The organism is Desulfovibrio sp. (assembly GCF_047607245.1).
GTDB lineage: Bacteria > Desulfobacterota > Desulfovibrionia > Desulfovibrionales > Desulfovibrionaceae > Desulfovibrio.
Genome location: NZ_JASGDK010000125.1, coordinates 1 through 19,588, shown reverse-complemented (window position 1 = coordinate 19,588; position 19,588 = coordinate 1). Strand labels below are relative to the sequence as shown.

Here is a 19,588-nt window from a genome sequence, read left to right as displayed (position 1 = left end):
TACGGATTGGAACGGGGTTCCTTGACGTGGTAAGCGGCAGCAGGAGTGTCGGTGACTTCCAGCAGCTTCTGGAAGGACAGACGCTTCATGGTTTCGCCCACGCGTTCGCGGTTCTTGCCTTCTTCCATCCACCAGTCCCAAATCTTTTCGATGACTTCTTTGACGTCGTCGTAGGGAGCTTCACAGGAAACGAAGGGCACGAGCAGCGAACCCATCTGCGCGCCGTCAACCACGGGAGCCTTGGCACCCACGAGGATGCTGGCGCCGCGTTCGTCACCAATGTGCAGAGCGCGGGGCATAGTGTTGATGCAGTGCATGCAGCGTACGCAGTCAGCGGTCTTGATGGAGAGCTTGGAGCCGTCCCACTTCATGCACTGGGAGGGGCAGCGGTCCACCACTTCTTTCTGCAGGTCAAACTTGCCCCAGTCACGACCGGAGTGAGCACCGGCGTTGGGAGCAAATTCACCGGCCACGTAAGCCTTCACGGCTTCCTGGTCGATTTTGATGTCGTCCTTCCAGGTACCGACAACGGCGAAGTCGGAACGCGCCATGGCGCACACGCAACCGTTGGGGCAACCGTCGAACTTGAACTTGAACTTGTAGGGGAAGGCGGGACGGTGCAGTTCGTCCTGATAGTCCATGGTCAGCTGGTAGCACATGTCCTGCGTGTTGTAGCAGGCATATTCGCAGCGGGACTGGCCAAGACAGGCTTCAGGAGTACGCAGGTTGGAGCCGGAGCCACCAAGGTCCACGTTCATGTTGTGGGTCAGTTCGAAGAAGATTTCTTCGAGCTGGGCGGTCTGGGTACCAAGAAGCACGATGTCGCCGGTGGAGCCGTGCATGTTGGTCAGACCGGAACCGCGCATATCCCAAATGTCGCACAGGTCGCGCAGGAACTTGCTGTTGTAGAACTTGCCCGCAGGCTGAGCCACACGCATGGTGTGGAAATGAGCAACGCCGGGGAACATTTCGGGCTGGTCGCAGTAACGGCCGATAACGCCGCCGCCGTAACCGAACACGCCAACGATACCGCCGTGCTTCCAGTGGGTTTCCTTATCACTATAGGAAAGTTCAAGCACACCCAGCAGGTCTTCAGGGCAATCCACAGGGATCTGATAATCGATACCCCTAGGATTCTTGGCCCTAACAGCCGCTTCCTGCTTGATGTCGGACACAAAGCTCGGCCAGGGGCCGCTTTCCAGCTGGTCCAACAGGGGGGTTGCATGTTTCGCCATTGCCATACCTCCACATGGTTTGTTTGTATCACGCAGCGCGTGATGTGCCGGTCAAGTGCGACGATCCGGGGCTGGCAAATGCCATGCTTCACCGGGCGTGCGGACAAGAACCGAAAGGTTCTTCCGCCGACGGGTATTGCCCCCCGCCGAAACGCGCCCGCCCCGTGAAATTCGGGACGCCCCAAAGGATCGCGTGAGACGGGCGAGTCAAAGCCTCGGCCCCTCAGGCCGCAACGCGGTCAAATCTTTGCATACCGCATTTTCATGCCAATGACAACCGGGGCGCGAATATATGTACAAATGCAGACCCCGCGCCCGCCAAGCATGTATTTGCGCCAGAATGCGCAGCCTATCAGCCATGCTTGTCCCGTCTTTATATTGGGTAGTAATACCCATTTTTTTGTCAATTGTGCAACTTTTTTTCGTATTATGTACATTTTTTCACATATTAGATGCGGCCACCCTTTGCAAACAACTCTGTTTGGCGTAGACTGATGCTGTATAATGACTCGCCGCGCTTATCCGGCGCTATTTCCAAGGAATGCACACAATGAAAGACGAACTCGGTTTGTACTACCACCCCCAGGCAGGCAACACTCTTTCCCGTGTTTATGTTCGCCGCGGTGAACACGGCGAGGTGGAATTTCGCCTTTGGCGATCCGATATGCCCGAAGTGTGGGACCGCCACCCCTGGCTCAGCATGAGCGTGGTTCAGGACGCCTCAGAACTTTACCGGCAGGAACGCAACGCCGACGCCGATCCCCTCCGGCTTTACGACCTGGCCGTGGCCAGGGCCCTTCTTAAGGAGGACGAAGCGTGAAAGGACGCTGGCTGCTGGCAAACCGCGATTTTCTGGTGCGCGACCTTGTTCGTGACTATTGCACGGTTTTTCAGTCTCTTTCGGCCCAGCGCCAGCGGTTTGAACAGGCTGGTGCGGTCTCTTACTCTGCCCTGCGCGATCTTTTGGGCGAGGCAATGCGCAAGGGCGTATTCTGGCGCCTGAAAGACACGTCCCACCTGTTGTTCCGCAATGCCCCGGCCCACAGCGACATAGCCCCGGTAGACACGCCCGGCCCGACCTTCCAGACTGAGGCCCAGGGCCTGCCGCCGCAGGGCAGCGGCGAGTATTCGTCCGGATCCGCCACAGATTCTGCGGAATCCGAGCAGATTGAAGCCCTGCTCCGTCATGCAAACAATCTGCTGCCCGGCGGCACGGCAGGACAGCATGCGCTTGAAGCGCTTATCGACTGGAGTATCGGCTACGCTTTTCATGAATGCGTCAAGCTGAGAGAGGACGCCTTTCAGAATCAGCACTACGCCAACCGTCTCGCTCAGATAGCGCGGCACGATGCTGTCACCGCAGACATGTACAATCCCCTGCGCGGGCTTGTGGGCCAGACCGCTGAAAGCTCTTCTCGCGAATTGTCCCGCATAAGCCACGTGCTGTCTCACGGCCTGCGCATGCTGGCCCAGTACCTCGCTGTGGAAAAGCACAACACCCATCTGGCACGCTGGCTTGCCAGTGAGGAACACCTTGCGCAACAGGCCTTTGGAGCAAACTACGTAACCCTGCTGGACGCGCTGTACGGGCCGGAACATGAACGCCTGTACCTGCTTGCGGCCCGTGACTTTCTTGAAGCAGGCCGCCGTGAGCCCGCGATGGCTTTGCTTGAAGGTGCCCACGAGCGCGGTCTGCTGCGCTGTGAAGGGCACGACCTTCTGCGCCGCCTGCATGCTGAAGCTGGCGTGCAGGGTTCCGGAACCGACATCTGTGCGGCCTGCGGCAAACGCGAAGGCTTCCCCTGCCTGCCCTATCTTCATCCGTTGGAGACGCATTAAGTGACTCCTGCCCTCCGCTTGCTGCGGAACTGCCTTTTACTCGCACTTTGTGCCCTGCTGCTGGCCGGATGCGGTTCCCGTAGCTCATGGCGCAAAGGCGGCGTCACCGGCACCAAGCCCTACACGGTACGCGGCAAAACCTATTATCCGCTCAAATCTGCCCACGGCTTTATTGAAGAGGGTGAAGCCTCCTGGTATGGACCGGGTTTTCACGGCAAAACTACGGCCAATGGCGAGCGTTATAACCAGTACGCTATGACGGCGGCCCACAAGTTGTTGCCCTTGGGCACCAAGGTGCGAGTCACCCATATGAGCAACGGGCGCAGCATCATTGTGCGTATCAACGACCGCGGCCCCTTTGTGGACGACCGTGTTATCGACCTTTCACGCGCTGCCGCCACCCAGTTGAATATTATCGGGCCAGGTACGGGCCGGGTACGGGTTCAAAGCCTCGGCGGCGTGCCGCAGATGCGGGGCGACGGCGACATTGCCGGGTCCTACTATGTTCAGGTAGGCGCTTTCGCCAACAAGGACAATGCCGACAGGCTCACGCGCGATCTGGCCAGGGCCGGGCACAATAGCCGCATGCACTTTGGCAGCAACAACATGTGGAACGTACAGGCTGGACCGTGGCCTGATTCCTTCAGCGCTCAAAAGCAGGTTGAAATATTCTCCATTCTTTACCCCGGAGCCTTTGTGGTTGGCGACTAGAGCATTTTATCTTTGAAAAAACTTAAATGCTTTGGCACTGCCCAAAATGCGGCGTGACACTACACGGCGCGCATTCTTCCGGAAATTGTTTTTTTAAACAAAATTAGTATGTTGAAATATAAATTTTGCAACACCAATCTGCTCTGACAAACCTGTCAGACCTTCTTTCGCGTACCCCGTCAGCCGACCTTTCATGCACGCCAGCCTGATGGTGCTGCCCTTCACGCAGCTCTGCCGCCACTGTCTCCACCCTGCTGCATTGCTTTTCCCAATCCTGTAACCTGCTGCCCGGCATAATTTTCCTTCTGATCGTGGAATAAATTTTGCTACGTCTTCAACTGTGAGCACTGCAATATTCTGCTCTTTTGCAGAATGCTATGCCAAAGCCAAAGAGGCCGCTTCTGCGGCACAACGGCACACAGGAAATGGAGCCAAGCAATGTCACTCATACCAGCACAAAAAAAAGCCCCTTCTGTTCCTGTTGCGGCCTGTATGAATGTAGCTGCCCCGTCTTCTGCTGCGCACACGCCGAAAACGGTGATGCCGGAAATATTTGCCCTGAAAGCGTCTGCGCCGAAAAACTTTGTGCCGGAAGTATCTGGACAGGTTGAACAAAAAACCTCGCAAGCGGTTATGCCCAGCGGCGCTACGATGTCAGTGAACACTTCCGGCAAGGGGGTTGCGGGCGAGGTCGGCATTGTTCTTGGTAACGGCAGAAGCATCCTGGTGAACTCAGGCGATGTGCGCATCATTGGCATGATCAGCGGCGGTTTCAGCGTCATAACGCCCAAGGCCACGGTCATATATGATTCCGGCGGCAACGAGCTTTCCGTAATTCCCGGCGCAGTTCCTCCGGCAGATGCAGAGCAAGGGAGCGTCATTTTTTCAACAGCAACGGCGGATAACGCCGATCCTGTGCCCAGCATTTCTGCTCTGGCGGCGGCATTCGAACCAGATGGCCCCACTCAGGCTCAAGAAACCAGCATTCTGTCGTCAAAGACAGTTACTTTTCCTGCCTCGCTCTTTGCCTTACCGTAATCCTTTTAGACCCTTTTACGCTGAAAAAGTTTAAACTTCTGTGCTGTACGAGAGTGCAGCACACTACACCCCGGCGTGGATTCTTCTGGAAAATGCATGTTTCGAGACAATGACAACTTTGAGATATACAGCATGACAAAATGATGCGGTTCTAGACTCAAAGCGTTTCTGAAGTGGCCAGATCCTGTTGCGGCACCGCTGAAACGCCCTGAACAAAATAAAAGATCCCCGCAAGCTGTTGGCTTGCGGGGATCTGACATTTCTTGTCCTGTTTTCAAACAGTCCGGCAGTGCGGTTAACACGCGGCCCTGATGCGAAAACGTAAAAACGAAAGTGCGCTAGTCTGTGTTCTGCGCCTTGAGAGCCTCGGCCTGCGCGGCTGTGCCCAGCGCTTCCACCAGAGACTGAATTTCGCCTTCCATAATTCTGTCCAGAGAATACAGGGTCAGGTTGATGCGGTGGTCTGTGCAGCGCCCCTGAGGGAAGTTGTAGGTACGGATGCGTTCCGAACGGTCGCCGGAACCAACCTGCGCCTTACGGTCTGCCGACAGCTCCGAGCTCTGGCGTTCACGCTCGGCGGCAAGAATACGCGATGCAAGCACCTTCATGGCCCGGGCCTTGTTCTTGTGCTGCGAGCGTTCGTCCTGGCAGGTAACCACGGTGTTGGTGGGCAGATGGGTAATGCGTACGGCTGATTCCGTCTTGTTGACGTGCTGGCCGCCTGCTCCCGAGGCGCGGTAAATGTCTATACGCAGATCGTCGGGGCGGATTTCAACGTCAACTTCTTCGGCTTCGGGCATAACGGCCACAGTGGCAGCAGAGGTATGGATGCGCCCCTGCGTTTCGGTGGCGGGCACGCGCTGCACGCGGTGGGTTCCGGCTTCGTACTTGAGGTGACTGTACACGCGGTCGCCAGCGATAAGGCAGATGACTTCCTTGAAGCCCCCTGATTCCGAGACGGACTCACTCATCAATTCCACTTTCCAGCCCTTGAGTTCTGCAAAGCGCGTATACATGCGGAAAAGATCGGCGGCAAAAAGGGCAGCTTCTTCGCCGCCAGTGCCAGCCCGGATTTCCAGAATGGTGTTCTTTTCGTCAAGCGGGTCGGAAGGCAGCAGCATAACCTTGAGTTCGAGCTCAAGCTCCGGCAGTTTTTCCTCGGCCTTCTGCACTTCTTCCTGGGCCATAGCGCGCATTTCGGGATCGGCGTCATGCAGCAGCAGCTTGTTTTCGGCCAGCTCTTCACTCACGGAACGGTAACGGCGAAAAAGATCCACCACGTCGCGCAGATCAGCGTGGGCCTTGGTCAGCTTGCGGTAATGATCCTGGTCGTTGAAAACATCGGGCTGGGCGAGGGCATCCTCAAGCTCCAGATACTTTTTTTCCAGGCCTTCTAATTTGGCGAACATAGGGATCTCCGGCTGGCAGTGGACAAAAACGGAAACAGGGACGGCGGGCCTCAGCCCGGCCGTACAGAGGCAACGGGCGTTACTGCGTGGTGTAGGGTACCGTGCGTACCTTTTCTCCGGCCTCGGGCCCCAAAGCTTCACGCAGGGCCACTACCGCCACTTCAAGCTGGCTTTCGTCCGGCTCGTAGGTGGTCAGCTTTTGCAGGGCCAGGCCTGGCGCGCGCAGAATGCTGGCAAGCGGCCCCTGGGGCAGGCGCGCCGCATAGCGGATAAGCTCGTAAGCCAGCGCACTGATAGGCACCATAAGCAGCAGCTTGAAAAAGATGGTCAATGCGTGCTTTGCCACCGCGCCTTGCGGCGTATACAGGGCCAGCAGCACAGGCACCAGCACTGCATGCAAAATAATGGATATGCAGATGACAAAGAGCAAAAACGTCGTTCCGCAACGGGGATGCAGACGGCTCATGCGCGCAGCGCTTGCCGCAGTTACCTCGTCGCCGGACTCAAAGGCGTGAATAGTCTTGTGCTCTGCCCCGTGGTACTGAAAAACCCTGCGGATATCAGGAACATAAGAGATGGCTTTTATGTACCCCATAAAGATGCAGCACTTGAAAAAGCCGTCCCACAGGTGAAAGGTCAGCCCTTCCACATCGCCGCCCAGGTTCAGCCACAGCATGCCCAGAGACAGCAGATGCGGCACCACCACGAAAAGGCCGATGGCCATAAGCAGGGCTGCCAGCATGGTTACTACCAGATGCCAGCCAGAGATTTCCTCTTCCTGCCCCTGAGCCACCACCTCTACCGAGCGGTTAAGCGCCTTGATGCCGTTGACGAGCGTTTCCAGCAAAATAGGAAAGCCCCGCATGAAAGGCTTTTTCAGCCAATCATAGCGCAACAGAGAAAACCAGGGCAGACGGCGGGCAATAATTTCCCCGTCGGCCTGGCGTACGGCGAGACCATAGGTATCGCCGTTGCGCATCATCACGCCTTCCATAACGGCCTGACCGCCCACAGTGGGGCAGGCAGACGTCAAAGCACAAAGCGCCATCATGGCCCACCGGAATTTCTCCCCTGCGGCCTTGCCTGGCGCTCCCTGCCGTGCGTCATCCATGTGCGGCATATCCTGCCGCCCGCGACTATTTAGGCTCAAACTTGGCGTACTTTTTACGGAAGCGGTCAATACGGCCAGCCGTATCAAGGAAGCGCTGCTTACCGGTGTAGAAAGGATGGCAAGCGGAACATACTTCCACGCTTACCTGCTCGCCCTTGGTGGAGAGCACGGTTTCTTCGTTGCCGCAAGCGCAGGTGATGGTGGCATTGAACACTTTGGGATGGATATCTTTCTTCATGACAACTACCTCATGGAACGCGGCATAATCCGGCGAAATTACTGCCAGACGCCCGCGCGTTTTTCCCTTGGTGCGAAAGTATATCGCACAAGGGCAAACCATATAGCGCTTCTTTCAACATTTGGCAAGGGGTAAGAGGTAAAGACCGTGCGGCATAGTGTTCTGCCCGGTCACTGCGGCCGCCGGATTGCCAGAGCGGCCCTTCGGCGCTATATAGCCCGCATGGCAAAAAACCCACGACAACGCGCAGACCAACTTGTTTTTGAGCAAGGCCTTGCCGCCAGCCGCGAACAGGCACGCCGCCTTATCATGGCAGGCAAGATCATACTTGCAGAGTGCGTGCCCGGCGCGCCGCCCCAGCTTGTGCCCAAACCCGGACACCCTTACCCGGCAGACACGGTTTTTGCCCTGCTGGAGCCAGAACCCTATGTGAGCCGTGGGGCCTACAAGCTGATTACCATTCTCGACCAGTTCAAGCTGGACGTGACGGGCTTTGTTTGTCTGGACGCAGGCGCGTCCACTGGCGGCTTTACCGACTGCCTGCTGCAGCGTGGAGCCGCCCGCGTCTATGCGGTGGATGTGGGCCGCAACCAGCTGCACGAAAAACTTCGGGCCGACACCCGCGTTGTCAACCTTGAGGGCGTTAACCTGCGCCATGCAGAGGCTGAGCTTATTCCTGAACAGGTAGACATGGTCGTGGCCGATGTTTCCTTTATCTCCCTCACTCTGGTGCTGCCAGCCTGCATGACGTGGCTCAAGCCCGGGGGCATTGTGGCCACCCTCATCAAACCCCAGTTCGAATTGGGACCTGGCGAAACGGTCAAGGGCGTCGTGCGCGATGAAGAGGCGCGGCAAAGGGCGGTCAATAAAATACTGGCCTTTACCGAAGCAAACCTTGACTTGAACTGCCGCGGCGTTCTGCCTGCTGCCATTAAAGGCCCCAAAGGCAATCAGGAATATATGGCGCTCTTTGAGCGAAGCGTGGCTGGCTAGCCTGAGCATCGCGAGAATGCAACGCGCGGCAACGCAGCATTGATTTTGCCGGGGATTGCATTTTTGTGCAGCATGAAAACTTCGCAATGTGAAGTATTTCAAGGTTCATCTGCTCAAAAAGCATCCTGATTTTGCCAAATAAAAAGGCTGCATAAAGCGGCGGCGCGTTACAAGCTATTTTAACAGCCCTTAATGCCCTGAATAATCCAGAACATTATTCAGCGGCGCGCTGCTGCTGTTGATGCGGCCCCCTGCGAACACATGACGCGTCAGACGCCAGCCGTCCATATCCAACACATCAAGCTTGCCCTTGTGCTCCGGCTCCAGATGCCGGGCCAGCGCTTCCAGCACTTCGTCCACAGGAAAGTACATTCCCTCAAAGGAAATGCGCGCCATGTCCCCGTCTTTTTCCAGCACGGGAATATCGTCGGCATCGGGCAGGGCATCGGCGCAAGCGTGCGCCAGATCGTCGTAGAACGCGCGGCTCACCGGATATACATGCCCGTAGACTTTAAGAAGAGGATCGCGGCTCACGGCTTTGCTTCCTTTGTTCCTGCGGCTGACTCCAAATGGTCTGGCGGAGAGGACTCCGCTTCTGGTGCGGTGGATTTTTTCCCTTCTGGCGCGGCAGGCATGCCTTCCAGCCGGGCTTCCGGGCGAGGCGGCGTTTCAGAAGATCCAGACGGCAGGCAGTACTGCTGCGCCCTGGCCAGAATCAGCCCTTCGCACTCGCCAAGCGCACAGGCCGCGCCAAAATCTTCACACATTCCCGCCATATCGCGCCGTTGCATGCGCACGGTTCCCCGCGCCCGCAAACGCCGCGCCCTGTCCTCACCTTGAGCCGCAAAACCGTGCCTGTCGTCCAGCGACGAGGTAAGGTCGCTTTCTGCAAGGGCAAGCTGCTGGAGCCGCCAATGCCCGAGCGCGCGAATGTAACGCGCCCTGTTCAGGCCGGAATCCAGAACCAGAGCGGCATCACACGAAGCGATGCTTTGCTGTGGCAGCCCCCGGCGCAACTGTGCCTCGGCCAGCAAAAGCCACGCGCCGGGGCTTTGCGGCAACCGGGCAGACACATGCTCCAGCCGGGGTAAAAATCCGTCAGGCACAAGCCAGCCATCCGCGTCGGGTTCCAGAAAATCCTGCGCCTGCAAAAGTGCTTGTAACTGCTGTGAAGCCTTGTCCCAGTGCTTTTCAGTCCATACGACGGCGGCAAGCGAAACATCAGAAGAATCAGGGCCTGGCGCGTCAGTTGCAACAGAGGGTGTTTCTGCCCCGGCTCCCGCGCACCCCGAAAAAGCCTCGTCCAGAGCGTTTTTGCGGGCATCTCCAACGTGTTCGCCGGGCTTGGCGGGATTTGCCGGGTCATGCATTCCCACTGGCGCCCGGTATACATTGCCGAGGTTGCCGCTGCCGCGTACGCCAGCACGGTAGTTACCGCCTGCGTCATTCTTTACTGCGCCATTTTCAGCCGGATCGCGCGCATTCATTACTTGCAGCAGAACCGCCGTTTCCTGCAAAAGGCGCAGCCGCAGCTGCACAAGGTCAGTACTGCGCAAGGCCTGCGATATATTGCTGCCAGCTTCGGGACGAGCCCGCAAAAGCACCGTCACTGCGGGCGCACCATCTTCGTGATACCTGACCACGGGGCGGTAAAGCTGCGCAGCCAGGGCCAGCCGCTCATCGGCATTGATGGCCCCCATGCGAATGTCACGTCTGTTGGGCAAAGCGTCGGCAGCCGCAGCCAGCGCTGCCATACGGGCATTGCCTTCAGCCAGAATACGGGCTGCTGTGCTGTTGAGCGGCGTTCGCGCCCGTGCAAGTTCACTGTGTTCGATGTCAGCAAGTGGTGGGGCAGCGGCATCAGAAATGGAGATGGAATCGGAAGAAAAACCAAGGGAAGACGAAGCTGGCAGAGTTTGATCCGCAGGCTTTTTTGCCAGCTGCCCGCCAGCCACTTCCCCCGCAGGTGATTGGCCCGAACGAAGTTGGCCCGCACCGTCCGCTTCTGCGGCATGCGCAGCCAACACAAAGCCGCCGACCACAGGGGTCGGCGGCAGGGCACAATACACCAGCGCGGTCACTGTCAGCGCCGCGCAAAAGAACAGGGCACGCAAAGCGCGCAGAAGCTTATTTCTTGGCCTCAATAGCCTGAACAATCTTTTGCGCCATCGGCTTGATAAGTTCACGCAGCGTGTCCAGCATGATATTGTCGGCAGCGCTGCCCATTGGCATGACCGTGCGCGACTGCGAGGCATTGAGCGTTTCGCTGTAGATGCGGCTCTGGCGGTTGGCCACGGAGTAATTGACGCGCATGCTGGTTGAAAGGTCGGTGGCGGAGTTCTCGCGCAGCCAGACCTGGTCCACGTCGCCAGTCACCAGATAGTCGGGATTGCCCGCACGGGCCTGATTCACGCTGTCGGCATAAGAAACCTGAAGGCCGTTACGGGCCAGTTCATCAGCAAGAGCCTTGCTTATCCACTGGGTAACGCTGTCATTGGTGACAAAGGCGGTATTGTCACGGCGTGAACCGATGGCAGTCTGGTCTTGCCGCTTGTCTTCAAATGCCACCACCGTCACTCTGGGAGCCTTGGGGCCGGGCAGCACAGCACCTTCCATAAAGGGTGGCGGCAGCAGGCGTACACTGTTGGCGGGCCCGCAGGCTGTGGCCAGAAAAGCAAGCAAAACTAGACATAGTACATTGCGCACAGGTTTCATGACAGCCTCGCGTTTTATAGAAATTTTCAAGAGTATTCTCGTGGTCTATATACGGAAAAAGCCAGCCTTGCAAGGCAGTATGCCCCCGTGATAAAGGAATAACGATGTCGCGGGCAGCCCCTGGCTGCAAATTTACCGCGTATCCAGCGTAATACAGCGCAATTTTTCAGGAGCGGTCATGATTGATCTCAAACTGGTGCAGAGGCAGCCCGAAGTTTTGGCCAAGGCTCTGGCCGACCGTCATTCGGGCATCAGTGTGGATGCATTTCTGGAACTGGACGGCAAACGCCGCACCCTGCTCACAGAAGTGGAAGGCCTCAAAAGCAAGCGTAATGAAGCATCAGGGCAGGTGGCGGCCCTCAAGCGGTCTGGCCAGGATGCCGGGGAACTGCTTGCAGAACTTTCCACCCTGTCTGACCGCATCAAGGAACTGGACGTCGAAACCGCACAGGCCAAGGCCGATGTGGAAAGCTGGCTCATGCGCGTGCCCAACATCCCTGACAGCACCGTGCCGCTGGGAGCCAATGAAGACGAAAATGTTGAAGTGAACCGCTGGGGCACGCCCCGCCAGTTTGATTTCGATGTGCGCGAACACGGCGACATCGGCGTTGCTCTGGGCGGACTGGATTTTGAACGTGCCGCGCGCCTTACTGGCAGCCGTTTTGTGGTGTCCCTTGGTTGGGGCGCACGCCTTGAACGTGCCCTGGCCGCCTTTTTTCTCGACAAGCACACCTGCCACGGCGACTATATTGAAGTAAGCCCTCCCTATATGGTCAACCGCGCCACTATGACAGGCACGGCCCAGTTGCCCAAGTTTGAGGAAGATCTGTTCAAGTTGCAGGATTGGGACTATTTTCTCATTCCCACAGCCGAGGTCCCGCTGACCAACCTGCACGCTGGCGAAGTGCTGGACGAGGCTGATCTGCCCCGCGCCTATTGCGCCGCGACCCCCTGCTTCCGTTCTGAGGCGGGCAGCGCGGGCAAGGACACGCGCGGCATGATACGCATGCACCAGTTCACCAAGGTTGAAATGGTACGCTTTGCCCATCCCGAAGACAGCTTCAATCAGCTTGAGCTCATGCGCGGTCACGCCTGTGAGCTGCTGGAGATGCTGGAACTGCCCTACCGTTTCATTACCCTGTGCACTGGCGACATGGGCTTTTCTTCTGCCAAAACCTATGACGTTGAAGTGTGGATGCCCGCGCAGAAAACCTACCGGGAAATATCGTCCTGCTCCAACTGCACCGATTTTCAGGCCCGCCGGGCAGACATCCGCTTCAAGCCCAAAGGCGGCAAGGCGGCTTTTGTCCACACCCTCAACGGTTCCGGCCTGCCCACTGGCCGTACCACCGCCGCCATTCTGGAAAATTGCCAGCAGAAAGACGGCAGCGTGATCCTGCCCAAGGTGCTGGTGCCCTATATGAATGGTCTGGAAGTTATCGAACCGCGCTAGACCGTAGAATAATCTTACCTTGAAATACCTTGTGGAGAGGGTTCTTGCAGAAAGGCCCTCTCCACGTCCTAATAGTATCCCGAAACTGTCTCCAAATAATTCTTTTGTCCAGCTGGCTGCGTCAAAAGGCCATTTTTACTCCAGCATGTACCGTACGAATACATTCCTTTCGCAGAAGGCCTTTTCCTTGCCTTGGTGCAAAATCATTTATTTGGAACCCCAGTCTTTCACCTTTAGAAAAATTTAATGCTGTAACGCTTCCAGCTTGCCGTAAATCCAGCCGAAAACCGCGGTTATAGCAGCATGACAAATTGCAATAAGAAAGATTTCCAAGTCAATCAGATTTCAAAGTCTGCAAAGGCCGACACCGCGCCTGATTATCTCTAAATAAACATGTGGTTGCACAATATACAGTAATGGAGCTTGCCTTTGCTCCATTATTTGACATTGAATTTCAATTCCAATAAATTGTACATCAAAATATTGCGGAGGGGATCCCACACTCTATTTGGAGAGGCTCATGAATACAAAAGGGCTTTTGGAGCATCCTGCGTCAAGAACATTGCTCATAACCCTGCGCATCCGTTCGCAGGAGGATGATCTGCCCAACGGAATGTTCAAGGACCCCGGAGCGCGCAAGGCCGTGGCGGGCCTGCCACCGGAGCTGTTCAGTTTTCCAGTGAATCACATGATGCGCGTCGGCACGGCAGTACGTGTACGCTACTTTGACGACCTGACCCGGGCATTTTTGCAAGAGAAAGAAAACCCCGTAATTGTCCAGTTGGGGTGCGGCCTGGACACGCGCTTTTCGCGCACTGATTCGGGCAAGGGCATTCAGATCAACATGGATCTGCCGGAAGTAATGCGCCTGCGGCATGAACTTCTACCCCAGACTGACGCACGCTGCCTCGACTGGACAGGCTCCATCCTTGAAAGAGACTGGATGCGCAGGCTCCAACAGGAGTACGCGGAATGCACCATTCTGTTCATAGCAGAGGGTGTACTCATGTATTTGCGTGAGACGGAAGTCCGGTCTTTGCTCAGGGATCTGGCAGACAGTTTTCCCGGTGCGCACATCGCCTTTGACACGGCGGGCAGCTTTGTATGCAAAAGAATCAATAAAAACTCGGCGGTCAGCAAACTCGACGCAGCACTGACCTGGGCCTATGACGATGACGGCAGCCTGGACAAATGGCACCCCCGTCTCCGCCGCCTGGATCAGGCGTTTTATTTCAACAGATTTCGCCGCCGCTGGGGCCTGAGTTGCCTGCTGCATTATTTTCCGCCTCTGGGCAAAGCCTCGCTCATGCACCATTTTGCCATTGCGGGCTGATGCACCACGCCTTCCTGTCGCTTCCAAAACAAGCATCCCCGCAACGTCCAAAGCGTTACGGGGATGCTTGCAATTATGCGGCGTTTTTTGGGCAGGCCGCCAAAAACCAAAAAAACTGTTTGTTCGCTGGCGCATCAGGTTGCCCATCGCCCGCCAACCCGTGTTTGTAATGTATTATACTAAAATTCCCTGAAAGGTTTAGAGGAACGTGGGGGAATCCTTTTTATAACGGGCTCCCCCACAAAGCATATTACTGCAAGATCGCCCTAAAAAACCTTCTTGAGCAGGGTTACGTCCATATCCTTGAGCTTGCCTTCCACAAAATCCACAAAGGCCCTGAAGTGCGGCGTGACATTGTGCTCGTCTATGGCCTGTTGCGAAGCCCAGGTTTCAATGACAAAAAAATGGTACACATTGGACAGGTCTTCGGTAAGCTCATAGCTTATGTTGCCAGCCTCGCCCCTGCTACCGTCAACCAGAGCCTGCAGAACGGGCATAAGGGCCTCACGGTGCTGGGGCAGCACTTCCATTTCAGCGACAATACGTATTTCACTCATTGATGTTCTTCCTTGATTATCGGGGTCAGGCGTTCCCGGAATTTTTCTTGCGCTCCAGCCCTTCAGCCACGGCCTGAGCCAGACCGCCCAGCGATGTTTCCTTGTAGCGGGATTGCAGGTCAAGGCCCGTGCGGTACATGACCTCAATAATGGCGTCCAGCGAAATCACACGCTGCCGCCCGTCTTCCAGGCGGGAAAGCTGCGCGCAGTTAACCGCGCGCTCTGCTGCAACGCCGTTGCGCTCGATGCAGGGAATCTGCACAAGCCCGCCCACAGGGTCGCACGTCAGGCCCAGGTTGTGCTCCATGCCAATTTCCGCAGCCACTTCCACCTGCTTCACATTGCCGCCCGTTACCGCGCAGTAGGCTCCCGCCGCCATCGAGCAGGCCACGCCCACTTCGCCCTGGCAGCCAACTTCCGCGCCTGAAATGGAGGCATTGGTTTTGAAGAAAAGACCGATGGCTCCAGCAGTGAGCAAGAAGTCCAGAGCGCCCTCTTCCGTGGCATGGGGGTAGAAGTTCTGATAATAGGTCAACACTGCGGGCACAACGCCAGCAGCTCCGTTGGTGGGGGCTGTGACCACCCGCCCGCCGGAAGCGTTTTCCTCCGCCACGGCAAAGGCGTAAAGCGTTGGCCACAGGCTCAGATCACGGCGGCCCTGCGCCTGAAGGGCGCTGACCTTGCGCAGCAGATTGGGCGCCCGGCGGCGCACGTTGTAGCCGCCGGGCAGCACACCGTCTGTGTAGCAGCCGCGTTCTACCGAATCGCGCATGACATCCATGATGGCCTGGGCGCGGCGACGCACCTCAGGGGCCGAATGCCAGAAACTTTCGTTGGCCATGACGATCTGCGCCACAGTTTTGCCTTCGCTTTCGCAAATGGCAAACAGTTCGCTGGCGGTCTTGTATGGATACGGAGGATTGGGCCAGGTTTCGGGCTCGCGGTCGAAGTCCGCATCTGTACGGATAAAGCCGCCGCCGATGGAGTAGTAGGTACGAGTGTACAGCTCCGTGCCATCGCCGGCATGGGCCGTGAGCGTCATAGCATTGGAGTGACGGGGCAGAAACATGCCCTTGTGCAGGCGCATGTCGCGTTCGTAAACAAAGGGAATGGTTTGCGCGCAGATGAGAACAAGATCGGCGTTATTTTTAAGTTCCGCCGTGCGCCGGGCCAGATGGGCCGTATCTACCGAGGCGGGCTCTTCACCTTCCAGGCCGCCCAAAATGGCTCCTGTGGTGCCGTGCCCTTCGCCCGTGAGCGCCAAAGAACCAAAAAGATCAACGCTAACGCGCCCGACCAAGGGCAAAAGCCCCAGCACCGCCAGCTCACCCGCAAAAGCCTTGCCCGCCACCATCGGCCCCACAGTATGCGAACTGGACGGTCCGATGCCAATCTTGAACAGGTCAAAAACGCTGAGCATGAGACCCCCTCGAGCAAAGATGCAGCGGCCCCGCACCATCTGTACAGAACCACATATCTCTTTGTGACACAGTACGTCTTGCCACGCAACGGGCCGGACTGTGCACAAGCCGAGGCGATATAGCCCGCAGCGAAGAGCCTACTTCAGGCTTGTGACAAAATCGTGCAGGCAGGTCACAGCTCTCACTGTGAAGCGTTCGCACAAATGGGGCGGGTCATCATCCCGAAAACCGCCGGGCCGGAGGTCCCGGCAGGCCAAACTGCTGAAATTTCTTTTAAAAAGGCTGGCATAGCGCGAGCACATTTCCACAATTTCAGCATCAGTCTTGCCCAGGGTAGCGCCGTAAATCCCCAGAAAGAGCATCGCTCCTTCCATCAGGCCGCATTGGCCGCCTTTGTCTCCGGCTCCGTGGCATCCCACGGTGGCCTGAAAAAGCAGCGGATGCACAGGCTGCCCGGTCAACTGCTCAAGACAGTACAGGGTAGTCTGGGCGCAGTTGGCGTTTTTGTCCCAGTAGCAGTGGTGAACCATTTCGAGAATGCGTTCTTGAGTGCCCATCGTCATACTTATACCCCCAGCAACTTTTTCCAGCGCGGCAGGGCCGGGTCCAGATCCAGATAGTTGTCCGGCAGTTGCAGGGGGGCGGCAGCGGCCAAGGCATCAGCCACATCCTCCACGCTGCCTGTTCGGGGCAGCTGGGGCACATCCTGCAACGGACAAAGATCAAAATCATCCACAGGCAGCATGCTCATTACCGGCAGCCCTTTCAGGGCCGCCTCAAGCGCAACGGTTGTAGAGTTGGAAGACCATACCACAACACCCGGCACAAATTCCTCGCCAATGGCGCCCTGAGCAATGCGCACCTCAGAAATGCGGCGGCCCAGCAAGGCACGCAGGCGCTCTTCCACTGGCAGGTAGGGGTGAGGTTTCACCACAATCTGCCAGCCGTCCAGAACCCCGGCGTGCAGCGTGCGGGCCAGCAGAACCAGATGGGCCTCCGTTTCATCCTGAAAAAAGCTGGTCACGGCCAGAAGGCGCTTGGGATGGGCCGATGCGGCCTCTGCATGCCGTGATGTGGAACTTGCTTCGCCGGACGCCGTGGCCGACGGCAAGGAACGCGCGCTTTCAGCAAGATAAAGATAACGCAGGGCCTCCACTTCGCCAAGCCTTTGGGGCGGCGTGCCCGCCTGCAGCCATTGCTCACAGGCAGATTGCCCGTTGCCGCGTATCATGTCGGGCTGAAAAATATCGCAGGGAGCCTCAAAAGTGCGCGGATCGTCAAAATAGCGAAAATCCGTGGGGCGCACTGTGGAGTGCTGCGCCCCGATGACCGGGCCAGCTGCCGGGTCTGCGCAGGGAGTGGCAGCTGCCCCGGCTTCACGCATAGACACCGTGAGCATGCGTTCCCAGGGGCAGTTTTCCAGCGGGAAAAGCGTCCAGCGCTGCGGCCCGGCGGCCCCGGCGTAGACATCGAACGCCCGTTGTTGCAAACAGCGTTCAAGCCCCCGCCAGCCCCTGAACGACTCTACCCAGTAGTTTTCAAGATAAGGCCAGAAGTTGATATGTGAACCGGCGAACCGGAATGCGGGCCGCACAGAATACTCAAGGTTGCGGCTGCCCAGGCAGAGACGCAGGTACCGCCACAATGCGGCCCAAAGGTCGCGGTGGCGTAAAAATTCCTCAAGATAATGAAAACTGACGCCGTCTTTTCCTTCCTTGCGAAAGCGGTCACGCAGGGCGATGCACTGCTCAAGGCTCAATTGGGGCGCTGGAAAGCGGATAAAGAGCCAGCGCACCCAGGACGCGCCTTCCTTTTTGGCAGCATCGCGCAGCACATCGTGCAAGCCTTCCCAGTAGCGGGAGCGAAAGTGCCCTTCTGCGGCGGCTTTCATGTCCACATTGGGAAAATAGGTGGCAATGGTGGCTGCCTGCACAGGTCCGTCTTCTCCCTCCACAGGGGCAAAGACCTTGCCCGCGTCAGGACTTGCGGGCAGCTTGCGGCGCACTGTCCACAGCCAGTACGCGTAACGGGCAAGGGTTCGTAATGGAGCCGGAGTTGCATTGTACAGACGGCGCACAAGAGACACTGGCGGTTCCAGAGGCGCGGGCACACCGTGTTCTTCAGAAAAATCGCGCCCCGATGAAGCGCACATATGGGCCAGCACGCCGCGCAGGATTTCGTCCCCGCCAAAGAGGTGCAAGGCCGTAACATTTTCCTCATCCATAAACCGCTCAAGGGCGCGCAGTCTGTAAACGGCATACAGGCCGGGCGTCATCTTGGGATGACGCTCATAGAGCAGCGAGCACCACCACATGGAAAGCGGATGCCCGGCGCGCAGTTTGTCCTGCACTTCCTTGCCGTCTTCCGTTGTCAGCCGTCCCAGATCGTACGCCCAGGCAGCGTGTTCCGCGCGAATGGCTTCCAGATCCGCCCGCAGCCGGGCCGCAAGAGAGACGTGGCCCTTGGGTGCTTCCCAGCCTTCCCACTGGACGAATATCCGCCTGTCCTGTTCGCCGTTGGCGGCTGGGCAGGAAGTCAGGTCCGGCTGGCCGGGCCCGACAACCAGGATGAGTTCCTTCATAGCGTCTGGCTCCCGGCGGATGCCGCAACATCGTCTTCGTCTTCCGGCGCAGCATTGGCGATACCCGCGCTGCGGCCAGTGTTCAGATCATTCAGGGCCGCCCATATGGACAGGCTGTACGGAGGATAAAGCACGCCTTTCTCCGTGATGATGCCGCTGATGTACTCTGCGGGCGTCACGTCAAAGGCAAAATTGTAGACAGGCACGTCCTCGGGGCACAGGCGGGTTTCACCCACGTGGGTCACTTCGCGGTCAGGGCGCTGCTCAATGGGAATGCCCGCGCCGTCGGGCGTGGCCGCGTCTATGGTCGACAAAGGCGCGGCCACATAGAAGGGAATATGAAAATGCCTGGCAAGCAAAGCTACGCCAAAAGTGCCTATTTTGTTGGCCGTGTCGCCATTGGCGGCAATGCGGTCGGCCCCAACAACCACGCGCTGCACCATGCCCTTGCTCATGAGCAGAGCACAGGCATTATCGCAGGCCACGGTTACGGGAATGCCGTCGCGAGCCAGTTCCCAGGCAGTGAGGCGCGCACCCTGAAGGAAGGGCCGAGTTTCGTCGGCAATGACGCTGATTTTTTTGCCAGCTTCGGCAGCGGCACGTATAACGCCAAGGGCCGTGCCATACCCCGCCGTGGCCAGGGCTCCGGCATTGCAGTGCGTGAGCACGCAGTCGCCGTCATCAATGCAGGTTGCGCCGTGACGGCCCAAAGTTTTGCAAATGGCCACGTCTTCGTCCTGCATGGTCTGGGCCTCGTGCGTAAAGGCCGTAAGCAGGGCTGCCTGATCAATATTCGCGCCGCCGAAGGATCTCCACTTATTACGCATGCGCTCCACACCCCAGCGCAGATTCACTGCCGTAGGTCTGGCGGAGGCTATGCGTTCCATACCCAGTTCAAGTCTGGCGGCCCAGTCCGGCCCTTGCGCATCCTTGAGGGCCAGCACGCAGCCCCAG

Annotated in this window: 20 protein-coding genes; 7 read left to right on the top strand and 13 right to left on the bottom strand. The window is 57.7% G+C overall.

The genetic code is table 11. From position 1 onward, the window contains the following. Positions 1–1,235: dissimilatory-type sulfite reductase subunit alpha (dsrA, locus tag QM579_RS10235; protein WP_414999054.1), on the bottom strand; the 1,235-nt coding region annotated here is incomplete at its 3' end. Between the two features lie 550 nt (positions 1,236–1,785). Here dsrA and QM579_RS10230 point away from each other — a divergent pair. Genes QM579_RS10230 through QM579_RS10220 form a run of 3 tightly spaced genes read left to right on the top strand, consistent with a single transcriptional unit; the run spans position 1,786 to position 3,785 of the window. After that, positions 1,786–2,055 carry a hypothetical protein gene (locus tag QM579_RS10230; RefSeq protein ID WP_414999053.1) on the top strand — a complete coding sequence of 90 codons (270 nt, stop codon included), beginning with the start codon at positions 1,786–1,788 and terminating at the stop codon, positions 2,053–2,055. Beyond that, entirely contained in the window at positions 2,052–3,074 is a 1,023-nt protein-coding gene (locus QM579_RS10225) for a hypothetical protein (protein WP_414999052.1), read from the top strand. The genes QM579_RS10230 and QM579_RS10225 overlap by 4 nt, the downstream gene beginning before the upstream one ends. Next, positions 3,075–3,785, top strand: a complete 711-nt coding sequence (locus QM579_RS10220; protein WP_414999051.1) for a septal ring lytic transglycosylase RlpA family protein — start codon at positions 3,075–3,077, stop codon at positions 3,783–3,785. It abuts the gene before it with no gap. 93 nt (positions 3,786–3,878) lie between these two features. Here QM579_RS10220 and QM579_RS10215 read toward each other — a convergent pair whose 3' ends face one another. Then, on the bottom strand, positions 3,879–4,133 hold the full coding sequence (locus tag QM579_RS10215; protein ID WP_414999050.1) for a hypothetical protein: 255 nt from the start codon (positions 4,131–4,133) through the stop codon (positions 3,879–3,881). A gap of 90 nt (positions 4,134–4,223) precedes the next feature. On the opposite strand from QM579_RS10215, the gene QM579_RS10210 reads away from it, so the two are divergent. Further along, complete coding sequence (locus QM579_RS10210; RefSeq protein WP_414999049.1) at positions 4,224–4,823, top strand: hypothetical protein; 600 nt, start codon at positions 4,224–4,226, stop codon at positions 4,821–4,823. 338 nt (positions 4,824–5,161) lie between these two features. On the opposite strand, the gene prfA is transcribed toward QM579_RS10210, so the two are convergent. From prfA to rpmE, 3 genes are all read right to left on the bottom strand, one after another. Then, complete coding sequence (gene prfA / locus QM579_RS10205) at positions 5,162–6,232, bottom strand: peptide chain release factor 1 (RefSeq protein WP_414999048.1); 1,071 nt, start codon at positions 6,230–6,232, stop codon at positions 5,162–5,164. Between the two features lie 79 nt (positions 6,233–6,311). Continuing rightward, positions 6,312–7,226 carry a DUF1385 domain-containing protein gene (locus QM579_RS10200; RefSeq protein WP_414999055.1) on the bottom strand — a complete coding sequence of 305 codons (915 nt, stop codon included), beginning with the start codon at positions 7,224–7,226 and terminating at the stop codon, positions 6,312–6,314. Between the two features lie 142 nt (positions 7,227–7,368). Next, positions 7,369–7,581, bottom strand: a complete 213-nt coding sequence (gene rpmE / locus QM579_RS10195; protein ID WP_183721897.1) for a 50S ribosomal protein L31 — start codon at positions 7,579–7,581, stop codon at positions 7,369–7,371. A gap of 222 nt (positions 7,582–7,803) precedes the next feature. Between rpmE and QM579_RS10190 the strand changes: the two genes are divergently transcribed. Beyond that, a complete protein-coding gene (locus QM579_RS10190) occupies positions 7,804–8,574 on the top strand; it encodes a TlyA family RNA methyltransferase (RefSeq protein ID WP_414999047.1) in 771 nt (256 codons plus the stop codon). 189 nt (positions 8,575–8,763) lie between these two features. On the opposite strand, the gene QM579_RS10185 is transcribed toward QM579_RS10190, so the two are convergent. The 3 genes from QM579_RS10185 to QM579_RS10175 are packed head-to-tail and all read right to left on the bottom strand — an operon-like array spanning position 8,764 to position 11,289. Next, the gene (locus QM579_RS10185) at positions 8,764–9,108 is read right to left on the bottom strand and encodes a hypothetical protein (RefSeq protein WP_414999046.1); all 345 of its coding nucleotides are present in this window, start codon (positions 9,106–9,108) and stop codon (positions 8,764–8,766) included. Further along, positions 9,105–10,655: a hypothetical protein gene (locus tag QM579_RS10180; protein ID WP_414999045.1), complete on the bottom strand. Its 1,551-nt coding sequence runs from the start codon at positions 10,653–10,655 to the stop codon at positions 9,105–9,107. Before QM579_RS10180 ends, QM579_RS10185 begins: the two co-directional genes overlap by 4 nt. A 46-nt stretch (positions 10,656–10,701) precedes the next feature. Next, complete coding sequence (locus QM579_RS10175) at positions 10,702–11,289, bottom strand: hypothetical protein (RefSeq protein ID WP_414999044.1); 588 nt, start codon at positions 11,287–11,289, stop codon at positions 10,702–10,704. Between the two features lie 178 nt (positions 11,290–11,467). Here QM579_RS10175 and serS point away from each other — a divergent pair, with 178 nt between their 5' ends. Together serS and QM579_RS10165 are read left to right on the top strand one after the other, a co-directional pair. Next, entirely contained in the window at positions 11,468–12,742 is a 1,275-nt protein-coding gene (gene serS / locus QM579_RS10170; protein ID WP_414999043.1) for a serine--tRNA ligase, read from the top strand. Between the two features lie 520 nt (positions 12,743–13,262). Further along, the gene (locus tag QM579_RS10165; RefSeq protein WP_414999042.1) at positions 13,263–14,075 is read left to right on the top strand and encodes a class I SAM-dependent methyltransferase; all 813 of its coding nucleotides are present in this window, start codon (positions 13,263–13,265) and stop codon (positions 14,073–14,075) included. A 266-nt stretch (positions 14,076–14,341) separates the two neighbouring features. On the opposite strand, the gene QM579_RS10160 is transcribed toward QM579_RS10165, so the two are convergent. From QM579_RS10160 to mtnA, 5 genes are all read right to left on the bottom strand, one after another. Beyond that, the gene (locus QM579_RS10160) at positions 14,342–14,632 is read right to left on the bottom strand and encodes a putative quinol monooxygenase (RefSeq protein ID WP_414999041.1); all 291 of its coding nucleotides are present in this window, start codon (positions 14,630–14,632) and stop codon (positions 14,342–14,344) included. A 25-nt stretch (positions 14,633–14,657) separates the two neighbouring features. Continuing rightward, complete coding sequence (locus QM579_RS10155; RefSeq protein ID WP_414999040.1) at positions 14,658–16,052, bottom strand: L-serine ammonia-lyase; 1,395 nt, start codon at positions 16,050–16,052, stop codon at positions 14,658–14,660. A gap of 138 nt (positions 16,053–16,190) precedes the next feature. After that, a complete protein-coding gene (locus QM579_RS10150; RefSeq protein WP_183721921.1) occupies positions 16,191–16,616 on the bottom strand; it encodes a C-GCAxxG-C-C family protein in 426 nt (141 codons plus the stop codon). A gap of 2 nt (positions 16,617–16,618) precedes the next feature. Next, positions 16,619–18,634 (bottom strand): TIGR04326 family surface carbohydrate biosynthesis protein, encoded by a 2,016-nt coding sequence (locus QM579_RS10145; RefSeq protein WP_414999039.1) that lies wholly within the window; start codon positions 18,632–18,634, stop codon positions 16,619–16,621. Next, on the bottom strand, positions 18,631–19,588 hold a 958-nt coding region (gene mtnA, locus QM579_RS10140; protein ID WP_414999038.1), incomplete at its 5' end, for an S-methyl-5-thioribose-1-phosphate isomerase. The genes QM579_RS10145 and mtnA, both read right to left, overlap by 4 nt.

What these genes read in the sequence shown, in the direction of transcription:
- QM579_RS10230 (WP_414999053.1), top strand. Translation starts at nt 1,786, where the DNA reads ATGAAAGACGAACTCGGTTTGTACTACCACCCCCAGGCAGGCAACACT.
- QM579_RS10210 (WP_414999049.1), top strand. Translation starts at nt 4,224, where the DNA reads ATGTCACTCATACCAGCACAAAAAAAAGCCCCTTCTGTTCCTGTTGCG.
- prfA (WP_414999048.1), bottom strand. Translation starts at nt 6,232, where the DNA reads ATGTTCGCCAAATTAGAAGGCCTGGAAAAAAAGTATCTGGAGCTTGAG.
- QM579_RS10200 (WP_414999055.1), bottom strand. Translation starts at nt 7,226, where the DNA reads ATGGAAGGCGTGATGATGCGCAACGGCGATACCTATGGTCTCGCCGTA.
- rpmE (WP_183721897.1), bottom strand. Translation starts at nt 7,581, where the DNA reads ATGAAGAAAGATATCCATCCCAAAGTGTTCAATGCCACCATCACCTGC.
- QM579_RS10190 (WP_414999047.1), top strand. Translation starts at nt 7,804, where the DNA reads ATGGCAAAAAACCCACGACAACGCGCAGACCAACTTGTTTTTGAGCAA.
- QM579_RS10175 (WP_414999044.1), bottom strand. Translation starts at nt 11,289, where the DNA reads ATGAAACCTGTGCGCAATGTACTATGTCTAGTTTTGCTTGCTTTTCTG.
- serS (WP_414999043.1), top strand. Translation starts at nt 11,468, where the DNA reads ATGATTGATCTCAAACTGGTGCAGAGGCAGCCCGAAGTTTTGGCCAAG.
- QM579_RS10165 (WP_414999042.1), top strand. Translation starts at nt 13,263, where the DNA reads ATGAATACAAAAGGGCTTTTGGAGCATCCTGCGTCAAGAACATTGCTC.
- QM579_RS10160 (WP_414999041.1), bottom strand. Translation starts at nt 14,632, where the DNA reads ATGAGTGAAATACGTATTGTCGCTGAAATGGAAGTGCTGCCCCAGCAC.
- QM579_RS10155 (WP_414999040.1), bottom strand. Translation starts at nt 16,052, where the DNA reads ATGCTCAGCGTTTTTGACCTGTTCAAGATTGGCATCGGACCGTCCAGT.
- QM579_RS10150 (WP_183721921.1), bottom strand. Translation starts at nt 16,616, where the DNA reads ATGACGATGGGCACTCAAGAACGCATTCTCGAAATGGTTCACCACTGC.
- QM579_RS10145 (WP_414999039.1), bottom strand. Translation starts at nt 18,634, where the DNA reads ATGAAGGAACTCATCCTGGTTGTCGGGCCCGGCCAGCCGGACCTGACT.